Origin of the sequence: Salinispora sp. H7-4 (assembly GCF_013416675.1) — a bacterium.
In the GTDB taxonomy this organism is placed as follows: Bacteria; Actinomycetota; Actinomycetes; order Mycobacteriales; family Micromonosporaceae; genus Micromonospora; species Micromonospora vitiensis.
Genome location: NZ_JABZED010000051.1, coordinates 166,375 through 176,410, shown reverse-complemented (window position 1 = coordinate 176,410; position 10,036 = coordinate 166,375). Strand labels below are relative to the sequence as shown.

Annotated in this window: 9 protein-coding genes and 2 pseudogenes; 7 read left to right on the top strand and 4 right to left on the bottom strand. The window is 70.2% G+C overall.

The window, feature by feature from the left end:
- Positions 1–286 precede the first annotated feature (286 nt).
- From H0524_RS20815 to H0524_RS25660, 3 genes and pseudogenes are all read left to right on the top strand, one after another.
- A complete protein-coding gene (locus tag H0524_RS20815; protein WP_180200144.1) occupies positions 287–433 on the top strand; it encodes a hypothetical protein in 147 nt (48 codons plus the stop codon).
- Between the two features lie 122 nt (positions 434–555).
- Positions 556–1,077, top strand: a complete 522-nt coding sequence (locus H0524_RS20810; protein ID WP_255436102.1) for a hypothetical protein — start codon at positions 556–558, stop codon at positions 1,075–1,077.
- A gap of 147 nt (positions 1,078–1,224) precedes the next feature.
- Positions 1,225–1,818: pseudogene (locus H0524_RS25660) on the top strand (NAD-dependent epimerase/dehydratase family protein); the annotation flags it as partial.
- Positions 1,819–2,075: 257 nt separating this feature from the next.
- Here the strand turns inward: H0524_RS25660 and H0524_RS20800 are convergent.
- On the bottom strand, positions 2,076–3,122 hold the full coding sequence (locus H0524_RS20800) for a nucleoside-diphosphate kinase (protein WP_255436100.1): 1,047 nt from the start codon (positions 3,120–3,122) through the stop codon (positions 2,076–2,078).
- Between the two features lie 110 nt (positions 3,123–3,232).
- Positions 3,233–4,162, bottom strand: coding sequence for an adenosine kinase (locus H0524_RS20795; protein ID WP_180200142.1), 930 nt, complete (start codon positions 4,160–4,162; stop codon positions 3,233–3,235).
- 161 nt (positions 4,163–4,323) lie between these two features.
- Here H0524_RS20795 and H0524_RS20790 point away from each other — a divergent pair.
- Positions 4,324–5,127, top strand: a pseudogene (locus H0524_RS20790) (ornithine carbamoyltransferase); the annotation flags it as partial.
- A 13-nt stretch (positions 5,128–5,140) separates the two neighbouring features.
- Here the strand turns inward: H0524_RS20790 and H0524_RS20785 are convergent.
- Positions 5,141–5,818: a response regulator transcription factor gene (locus tag H0524_RS20785; protein ID WP_180200141.1), complete on the bottom strand. Its 678-nt coding sequence runs from the start codon at positions 5,816–5,818 to the stop codon at positions 5,141–5,143.
- Between the two features lie 174 nt (positions 5,819–5,992).
- Between H0524_RS20785 and H0524_RS25115 the strand changes: the two genes are divergently transcribed.
- From H0524_RS25115 to H0524_RS25110, 3 genes are read left to right on the top strand one after another with little or no spacing between them, the layout of a single operon-like run.
- The gene (locus H0524_RS25115; protein ID WP_255436099.1) at positions 5,993–7,189 is read left to right on the top strand and encodes an HAD-IC family P-type ATPase; all 1,197 of its coding nucleotides are present in this window, start codon (positions 5,993–5,995) and stop codon (positions 7,187–7,189) included.
- Positions 7,186–7,653, top strand: a complete 468-nt coding sequence (locus H0524_RS25490) for a hypothetical protein (RefSeq protein WP_309225183.1) — start codon at positions 7,186–7,188, stop codon at positions 7,651–7,653. The genes H0524_RS25115 and H0524_RS25490 overlap by 4 nt, the downstream gene beginning before the upstream one ends.
- Positions 7,557–8,459, top strand: coding sequence for an HAD-IC family P-type ATPase (locus H0524_RS25110; protein ID WP_309225182.1), 903 nt, complete (start codon positions 7,557–7,559; stop codon positions 8,457–8,459). The genes H0524_RS25490 and H0524_RS25110 overlap by 97 nt, the downstream gene beginning before the upstream one ends.
- Here H0524_RS25110 and H0524_RS20775 read toward each other — a convergent pair.
- Positions 8,407–9,954, bottom strand: coding sequence for a histidine kinase (locus H0524_RS20775; RefSeq protein WP_218942339.1), 1,548 nt, complete (start codon positions 9,952–9,954; stop codon positions 8,407–8,409). The genes H0524_RS25110 and H0524_RS20775 overlap by 53 nt on opposite strands.
- Between the last annotated feature and the right edge of the window lie 82 nt (positions 9,955–10,036).

Below are 10,036 nucleotides of genomic sequence, written 5' to 3'. Positions count from 1 at the left end.
GTCGCACAACGCATCCTCGCGATGACCGCCGCGATCTGGCACAACTGGACCACCGGCCAACCCGTCATGCGCTCCCTCATCGCTTACGACCACTGATCCCTCGGAATAGATCGTCTAGGGGTCGGACCTGCCGCAGCACACAAGAATTGAGGGGCTCGACGAACGAACGTGGATGGTGCGGCGCCGCAAAGTCGTTGGAGTCTGGCTGGGTGAGCTGGGTGGCGAACCTGATGATTCAGGCTGACATGGCGGACCACGGCAATGTGCAGTCATTGCGGGTCGCCGAGTGGATCCGCGCCGGCGAGACCGGCCTCTGGGCGAAGCTGGCGGAAGTCCCGCACCGCTGGACCGGGACCGTCCACTCGCCGCGGAGGTCCGCGCTGCCCGCGATCTCCTGGCCACCGCGGCGTACGAGCTGGTCGACCACGGCTGACGGGTCTGTCGGCGGCCCCGATCCGACCGATACGTCACAGTGGATAGGCAGAACGCGATGCGTGCGAGTGCTCGTTACGATGACAGTTAGTCACAGCCACGTGACGAATGGAGCGATTGGGCATGAATGATCGCGCAGCGGGTAGTCGTGACTCGGCTGACAGCGTGCGTCTCGGCCTGTCTACCGGTGACCTGGCCGTGCTCTTCGTCGCGGTGGTCATCGGCTGTGCGGTCGCCCTTCCCGTCCTGACATGGCTCGCGGGGGTCGCCGCCGAGCCGTACTGGATGCCGCTGCGCGGGCCCCTTCAGTCGATTGGTTCGCTGAACCCGGTCCTGAGCGCGGTGATCGGCGCGGGAGCCGGTGTGTTCATCGGGCTGGCGACCGCTCAGAAGGCGCTTCGCGACACGGTGCGCCTCACGGTGACTCGTGAGGCGCTAACCGTGGAGAAGAACGGCGCCACCAGCCACGTCTCCCGCGCCGACGTGGCCGCCGTGTTCCTGGACGGCAAGCAACTGGTGGTCGTCGACCGAACGTCCCGGGAAGTCGTCCGCGGCCCGCTGGAGAGCAAGCCCGGGCGGACCGGGACGGTGCTGCGGGAGCACGGCTACCCCTGGCGGGAGAACGACGCTGGCGCACGGCCCTGACCCGACCCCCGCGGGCGGTAGCCGCGCTGAGCTGCCGCCACGGGGTTCTGATCCCACTGCGCAACACACGAGGAAGGCGCTGTGTCGCACACGTCGCGGAGGTCCGCCCGTACCCCGGCATCGTCCGACCCTCCGGACGGTGACCACATGCTCGTCACGGTGCTGGGGGCCTCCGGTCTGATCGGCTCGACGGTGGCCGCGGCGCTGGCCGAGCGCCCGATCCGTCTGCGGCTGGTGTCCCGGCGCCCCAGCGCGGTGCCGGCCGGCGGGCGCAGGTCGAGGTACGGTCGCCGATCTCAGCGGCCCGGCCGCATGGCCGAGGTCACCGCGGGCTCGCATGCGGTCGTGCACCTGGTCGCGCTCGTCCCGGAGGGAGGGACGTGGCGGGCGGCAGGAAAGGGCGGGAACGAGATCCAGGACGACCTGGGCATAACGCGCGATCTGATCGAGGCGCTACGGCGCGGCCGGCGATCCGATCGGCTGCCGACCACGCTCTTCGCGGGCTCGACGTCCCAGGTCGGCCTGCCCGGACGGAAGTTCATCGACAGAACCGAACCCGACCGTCCCGTGACGCCGTACGACGTTCGCAAGCTCGCCGCCGAAAAAGCGCTGAAGGCGGCCACCACCGAGGGGGCGCTGCGCGGCATCACGCTGCGGCTGCCCACGGTGTTCGGTCATGCGCCGTCGCTGGCCTCGCCGGCACGTGGGGTGGTCGCTGCCATGGCCCGCCGGGCGCTGGCCGGCGAGCCGGCGACCCCTTTGGGGCCGCCGCCGACGACGAGTGTGTCGAGATCGTGGCTGATCACGAGCCCTCCTCGTCCTGCCCGCTCCACTGCTTCACCTTGTGCGTCCGTCGCCCGCCGACCACGAGGGCACGGAGGTGGGCGTGTCGCTCGGTGTTGCCGCGTTTCTCCACCTCCACGCTGCAGACCGGGCGTCCTCAACGAGCGCCACGGTCGCGGGTCACCTTGATCCCGCAGGTGATCACGGCGACGCCTTCAGATCGGCCAGGGACATCGCCGCGTCGTCCGTGTGGGCGCGAGCCGGGTCATCACCATGTCGTGGAACCCCAGGCCCGTCTCCAGGCTCACCTCGGCCCACAGGTCGATGTCGTGCCCCAACTCGCGGAGCCGGTCGATGACCCGGTCAGTAAGAGCCGCCGAGGTGCCCTCCAGCCGCGCCGACCAGGCGAGGAAGGCCTCCGCCTCGTCACCGGGGTCGAGGACCGCCAGCACGTCGTGCCCCTCGGTGCTCCACCACTGATGCAGTGCCGCCGTACGACGGCCATAGTCAGGATCCGAGAGCGGCCCGGCAGCAAGCTGCTCCAGGGACCGCGCCGCCCGATCGGAGGTGGGGCTGGCGCTCCGCCGGACGATCCGGGCCTGCAGGCCAGCCAGGACCTGGTGGAAGTTGGGCAGCCGCACGGCCCGGGTGGGTGCACCGCCGGCAACCAGCCGATCGACCACCTCGGCCGGGGCCAGGTCACGGCGGGTGCCGTCGTCGGCGCCGCGCAGGGCGGACTCCACCGCGTCGCTGCCGAGGAAGAGGCAGGACTCCCGCACGGCCGTCTCCGGCAGGTCGGACGTGTGGACGACGCACATCACCATGTTCTGCGAGCCGAATTCGTACCGCAGCAGGCCGGGCTCCGACAGGCCCGGGTTGGAAGGCCCCTTGAGCTCGGAGAGCCGCTCGGCCGCCGGGACGTCGCCGGGACGGTCGAGGAGGAGCGCCACCGCCGGGCCGAGTCGGTAGTAGCGCGGCATATACCACCACAACGGGCGGCTGCCGGCGTCCATCAGCCTCACCTGGGTGTAGCGGTAGAGCTCCTCGAGCCGGCGGTGGTGCGGGCGCACCACCTTAAGGGCGGTCACGCCGAAGCCCCGCTCGCCCAGCCACGCGACGATATCCGGAACCTGGCCCTGGCGGACCGCTTCGGGCCGCGCGAGCATGAAAGCTGTACGTCGCGTCGCCGCCGGGTGCGCGTCGAGCAAGCGCCGGGGCTCGGCCCAATCGTCCACCGGCAACGCCGCCAACAGCCCCGCCATCGACTCGTCCCCCAATTGATTCTGCCCTTCCGGTGCCCGCCGGCACCACCGTCGCGTCGGGCACTCCCCACGCACGCGCCTGGCCGTCCTGTCCTCGCCACGCGTCGCCGTCACCAGCGGCGGCCTCGACCCGCGGGCGGGTCCAGTTCCGCCGCCCGGGCGAGCAGCGCACCCCGGTCGATCAAGTCGACGTTCGTCGCCGCCACGGTACAGGCGTAGGCACCGGAGATCGCCCCGTACAGGGCACACCGCCGCGCCGGCTCCCCCGCGAGCCAGCCGAACAGGAAACCTGCGGCGAACGCGTCGCCCGCACCGTTGGAATCCACCACCGGCCCCGGCGGATCGACCGCCGGCACATGGCTGAACTCGCCGTCGACCAGCAGGTACGCCCCCTCGGCTCCGGCGGTGGCCACGACCGTGCCGGCCCGGCCACGTTCGACGATGCGCCGCATCGTCTTCTCGGGATCGGCCAGCGCGGCCGACGACACAAAGACGAGGTCGGCCCCGTAGGCGAAGTCCTCGTGGTACGGCTCGTGGCCGTCCCAGTTGTGCAGGTCCGTGGAGATGGTTACCCCCGCCGCGCGCAGCGTGGGCAGGGCGAAGGCACACGGATAGGTGATCGACACGTGGACGTGCCGGCTCGCCGCGGCGAGTGCGGTCACCGTCTCCACCGGGAGCCGGTCCCCCGCCTCGGATCGGCTGCTGTCGTACAGGGACAACCGCCGCCCGTCCGGGGCGACAAGGTTGACCGCACGGCGGGTACCGGCCCGCAGCGCAACCACGGTGAGCGGGATGCCCCGCTCGGCGTGCAGGGCACGGACCAGGTCGCCCTCATGGTCGTCACCGAGCACATCGACGTGGTGGGAACGCAGGCCCAGGGCGTGGACCGCCAACGCCACGAAGTCGCCGGTCTGCCCCGCACGAGTCGTGATCGCCGGCACCATATAGCTGTCAGCGAACGAAAGGGGCAACTGCGGTACGTAGACGATGGTGTCCACACCGGCGCCGCCCAGGACAAGGACATCGATCTCAGTACTCACAGGTACTCCTCAGGGCAAGTGGTGCAGGGCTGATGTAGACGGCGGCGACATCCCACCCAGGGAACAGGTGAACGGGAAGCGTTTGGGACCAGGCCAACGCCTCGCCGCTGACCTCGCCCCAGTACGCGACTGCGGGTGGCCGCCCCGAGCCGGTCCTGGCCGGCCAGGTGGTGGGGATCCTGTTCCGCCAGACGTCGACCCGCACCCGCACGGCATTCTCAGCCGCAGCGCTGCGACTCGGCGCCAGCATCATTTCGTACGGCCCGGTCGACCTGCAGGAGAACACCGGCGAGAGCACCTCGGACACCGGACGGGTGCTCTCCCGGATGCTCGACGCGTTGGTGGTGCGCAGCGCCCAGAGCGACGCCGAACTGCCCGCCTACGCGGCCCAGTCCCAGATGGCCGTCATCAACTCGATGAGTGCGAGCGAGCACCCCACCCAGGCCCTGGCCGATCTGACCACGATCAGTCAGCACTTCGGCCGGGTGGAGGGCATCCGGGTGCTCTACCTGGGCGAGGGCAACAATACCGCGGTCGCCTTGGCGCTGGCGCTGACCCGGTTTCCGGGCACCGAACTGACCCTGCTCACCGCGCCCGGCTTCGGCATCCCCGAGGCGACCGTCCGGCGCGCCAACGAGCAGGCAATCGCGGCCGGCAGCCGGTTCACCGTGGCCGCGGCCATGGACGCTCGCCCATCGGATGTGGATGTCGTCTACACCACACGGTGGCAGACGACCGGCACCACCAAGCCGCGCCCGGACTGGCGGGACTCATTCAAGCCGTTTCGGGCGGACGCCGCGCTGATGAAGGTGTACCCCGACGCGGTCTTCATGCACGACCTCCCGGCGCACCGCGGCGAGGAGGTGACCGCCGACGTGCTAGATGGACCGGCCAGCATCGCCTTTGCCCAAGCCGAGAACAAGCTGCACAGTGCCAGCGCGGTGCTGCGGTGGTGTCTGACCTGATCACAATCGCGGGTCAGGTCGGACCTTCCGGCCCGTCTGTCGAGCCGAGCAGGCCCGCCTCGTGCGCGATGATCGCGGCCCGGACCCGGTTGGTGGCGCCCAACCGGGTCAGGATCTTGCTCACGTAGCCCTTGACCGTGCCCTCGACCACGCTGAGTCGCCGGGCAATCTGGGCGTTGGACAGCCCGGCACCGAGCAGCACCAGCACCTCTCGCTCACGGGCGGTCAGCGTGTCGACCTGGTTGCGTGCCTCGGAGCCGCGGCTCATCCGGCCGTCGCCGAGTTCCTCGATGACTCGCCGGGCGACCCGGGGCGACAGGCAGGCGCCGCCGGCCGCGACCGCGCGTACCCCGTCGATCAGGTCGCGCGGCGCGCCCGACTTGAGCAGGAAGCCGTTGACACCCGCGTCCAGCGCCCGCGCTATGTATTTGTCCTCGCCGAACGTGGTCAGGAGGATAACCGCGGTGTCGGGCACCGTGCGACGGATCTCGGCCACCGCCGACAGCCCGTCGAGCTCAGGCATCCGGATGTCGAGCAGGGCCACGTCGGGGCGATGCGCCCGGATCAGCTCGACAGCCTCGACGCCGTCACCGGCCTCGGCCACCACCTCGATTTCCGGGTCGGCGGTAAGGATGCCGCGGACGCCGGCACGGATCATCATCTCGTCGTCGGCGACCAGAACCCGAATCACCGGGCGACTCCCCCTGTCCCTCTCGACGATAACGGGCCGAACTCTACCATCGCGGACTGCCCGTCCCGCCGCATCACCCGTCCACACAGAGCACCGCCACCTGTCGAAGGTAAGTGTGATCATCTGACGATGGGCACCTGTCCCACGATTGCTTGCCCGATAGCGTCACGCCCCATGACCCGGACGAATTCCGGCGCCGACAGCACCCAGGTCGCGGATCCACGACTGGCTGGCCTGACCTTTGAACAGGTGGCCGAACGTGTAGCCGCCGGGCAGACCAATGACGTACCGGCGCGGTCCAGCCGGAGCGCCACGGAGATCATCCGAGCCAACCCGTTCACCCGGATCAATGCGATCATCGGCGTGCTGTTTGTCACGATCCTGATCGTCGGCCCGATCCAGGACGCCCTGTTCGGTGGCGTGATCATCGCCAACACCGTGATCGGCATCTTTCAGGAGCTGCGGGCCAAGCGGACCCTGGACCGACTGGCGGTGATTGGCGAGGCCCGCCCGACGGTGCGCCGCAACGATGCCGGGGTCCAGCTGACAGCCTCCGAGGTGGTCCTCGACGACGTGTTCGAGATAGGACCGGGCGACAAGATCGTCGTGGACGGCACCGTGCTTGAGGCCGATGGTCTGGAGGTCGACGAGTCGCTGCTGACCGGCGAGTCCGACCCGGTGCAGAAGGAGCCCGGCGATGAGGTCATGTCGGGCAGTTTCGTGGTCGCCGGGACCGGTGCCTTCACCGCCACCAAGGTAGGCAAGGAGGCGTACGCCACCCGCCTGGCCGAGGAGGCCCGCCGCTTCACCCTCGTCAATTCTGAACTCCGCAAGGGGATCAACGCGATTCTGCGCTTCGTGACCCTGGCGATCGTTCCCACCGGGATCGCTCTCATCATCAGCCAGTGGCTGGTCAATCGGGACGACGTCCCGGAGGCCATCCGGCGGATGGTGGCCGGCCTGGTGCCGATGGTCCCCGAGGGTCTCGTGTTGCTCACCTCGGTCGCCTTCGCCGTGGGCGTGATTCGCCTCGGCCGCCGCCAGTGCCTCGTGCAGGAACTGCCAGCCATTGAAGGACTCGCCCGCGTCGACGTGGTGTGCCTGGACAAGACCGGCACCCTGACCGAGGTGGCCATGGAGGTCGCCGAGGTGCGCCCACCCCACTCGGTGATCCGGATCTCCACGTGCCGGCGGTGCTGGGCGCCCTCGGCGCTGCCGACGAACGACCGAATGCGACCATGCGGGCGGTGGTCGACAAGTATCCGGCGCAGGCCGGCTGGAGCCATGGTGCGCGGGCTGCGTTTTCGGCCGCCCGGCGGTTCAGCGGCGCCACCCTCACCGACCCGTCCGGCTACGTCAGTACCTGGTTGATCGGCGCGCCCGACGCGATGCTGCGGGCCGGCGACCCGGTGCTGGCCCAGGCCGACGGGTACGGCTCCCGCGGCCTGCGCGTGCTTCTCCTGGCCCGGACGACCGGCTCGCTTGCGGCGGCCCTGGAGACGCCGGAGCGGGTGTTTGAAGGGCTCACTCCGGTCGCGCTGATCGCTCTCGACCAGCGGATCCGGCCCGAGGCGCCGGACACCCTGCGCTACTTCGCCGAGCAGGACGTCGACGTCAAGGTGATCTCCGGCGACAACCCGGTGTCGGTGGAAGCGGTGGCCGGTCGGCTGGGCTGCCCGACGGCGGGCGGGCGGTCGACGCACGGACGCTGGCGGAAGACCCGGACCGGGTGGCCGACGTGGTCGAATCGACCACGGTGTTCGGCCGGGTCGGCCCCTACCAGAAGCGCTCGATGGTGCAGGCCCTGCAACGCCGTGGGCACACCGTGGCGATGACCGGCGACGGCGTCAACGACGTGCTCGCGCTCAAGGACGCCGACATCGGCGTGGCGATGGGATCAGGCAGCCCGGCGAGCCGGGCGGTGGCGCAGATCGTGCTGCTCAACAACAGCTTCGCCACGCTGCCGGCGGTGGTCGCCGAGGGGCGGCGGGTGATCGGCAACATCGAGCGGGTGGCCAACCTCTTCCTGACGAAGACGGTCTACTCAGTCCTGCTGGCGATCACGGTCGTGCTGGCCAATCTGCCGTACCCGTTCCTGCCCCGGCACCTGACCCTGATCGGCTCGTGCACCATCGGTATCCCGGCGTTCTTCCTGGCCCTGGCGCCCAACAAGGAGCGGGCCCGCACCGGTTTCGTCGGACGGGTGCTGCGCTTCGCGATACCTGCCGGCGTGCTCGCCGCGACCTCGACGATCTCGGCGTACGTGTTCGCCCGGGCCCACTACGACGGCGACCTCAAGGCGGAGACCTCGGTGGCCACGCTGACCCTGTTCCTGGTGGCGCTGTGGGCGCTGGCCGTCATCGCCCGGCCGTACACCTGGTGGCGGATCTTGCTCGTGGCGACGATGGGGGCGGCGTTCCTGGTCGTGCTGGTCATGCCCTGGCTGCAGGAGTTCTTCCAGTTGCAATTGGTCGGGATGACCGCGCCCTGGACCGGGGTGGCGATCGCGGCGACGGCCGGTCCGGTGCTCGAACTGATCTGGTTCCTGCTCGGTCGGCGGGAGAAAACGCGCGAGCAGGCGGCGTCGGTCAGCGAGGCAGAGCCGGCAACCGGTCCTTCGCCGACAGCGCGTCGCCTGTGAAACAGATCCGGTAGACGGTCTGACCGATGAGGAAGCTACCGTCGCTGTAGTAGCGGCACGACGACCCGGCTGGGATATCGGGTTCGTCGGCCGGGCGGCCGGGCAGCTGCCGTGCGGGGAGAATCGACTCCACCTCGGCGCGGTGCCGGCCGATCCGCAGTCCGTCGAACTCGTCGCTGCTCATTGCCGAGTCGAAGGTGAGATAGGCGTGGTAGCCGGCCGCGCTACCGATCACCACCAGTACGAACGCGGTCACCCCGGCCACCGCCCGCCGTCGAATCCGCCGCCGGCCGATCCGCAGGTCCTCGGTAGCCGAGAACGGCTCAGCCGGCGGTCCCGAGTGCCCACTCGGCCCCTTGTGCGGCAGTCGGGCCACCACCGCGAACCCGCCGTCTTTCGGGCCTGCGGAAAGCGCCCCGCCGAGCATCCGAACCCGTTCGCGTAGTCCGGCCAGGCCCCACTGGCCGGACGGCGGGTCGGGGTGGTCACCGGTCGCACGGGCCGGTGGCGGCTCGTTGCTCACCGTCACGACCGTCTCGTCCGGCCGGTAGGTCAGCCGCACCTCAATGGCCGCGCCGGCCGCGTGTTTGGTGGCGTTGGTCAGCGACTCCTGCACCAGCCGGTGGGCGGCGCCAGCGACCAGCGGCGGAAGCTCGGCCGGGGATGTGCCCTCGACCCGCATCTCGATCATCAGTCCGGCAGAGCGGGCCCGGTCGACCAGGGTGTCGACGCTCTCGGTCCGGGGCGTGGTGGGGGTCTCCTCGCCGGCGTCCCGGAGCAGCCCGATGATCTCATGTAGGCGGTCGGTGGCCGACCCCGCGATTGCTCGTAGTTCCCCGGCCGCGGCCTGGTGCTGCTCGTCGAGGCCGGGTGCCACCTCGAGGGCACCGGCCTTGAGGGTTACCAGGCTCAGATCGTGGCCCAGCGAGTCGTGCATGTCCTGGGCGATGCGGGTCCGTTCGCGTAGCCGGACCTGCTCGGCGATCATGCGCTGCTCGCGCTCCAGTTGGGCTGCGCGCTCCCAACCGGCCTGGGTCAACTCGTGGTACTGCCGTCGGTAACGGCCGCCCAGCCATGGCAGCACCATCAGGAAGGCGACGGTGGAGGCCATCGCGAGCCAGGCCATGGCTGCTTGGCTAAGCGTCAGCGTGAGCAGCGACCCGGCCAGCATCGTGCCGGAGAAGACGAGCACTGCGGGTAGTGTGCGATCGAGCCGACGGCCGGCCAGGTAGCCGGTGACGGCGAGTGCGGGTGCCAGATTGATCGAGAAAAGGCTGGGCGCGAAGAGGAAGGATAGGCCGGCCACGGCGGTCAGTGCGAGGTCGGGCCGGTGGCGGCCGATCGCGACGACTCCGGCCAGCACGGGCAGCGCGAGCAGGGCCGAGGAGGACGGCACATACCAGGGGGCATCGGGCGGTGCGGCCAGCGCGCCGGCCGCGACCGGCGCGGCGAGCACCACCCACAGCGCCGCCCCTCGGACCCCGGCGCACGCCACGGCATCCGCACACGGACGATCGTAGCCGAATGGCACCGAGTCCCGGGTTTGGTCGGCGTTCGTGGTACCGGTGCGGGTGGAA

Coding starts and splice junctions, on each gene's coding strand:
- H0524_RS20810 (WP_255436102.1), top strand. CDS start 556: ATGAATGATCGCGCAGCGGGTAGTCGTGACTCGGCTGACAGCGTGCGT.
- H0524_RS20800 (WP_255436100.1), bottom strand. CDS start 3,122: ATGGCGGGGCTGTTGGCGGCGTTGCCGGTGGACGATTGGGCCGAGCCC.
- H0524_RS25115 (WP_255436099.1), top strand. CDS start 5,993: ATGACCCGGACGAATTCCGGCGCCGACAGCACCCAGGTCGCGGATCCA.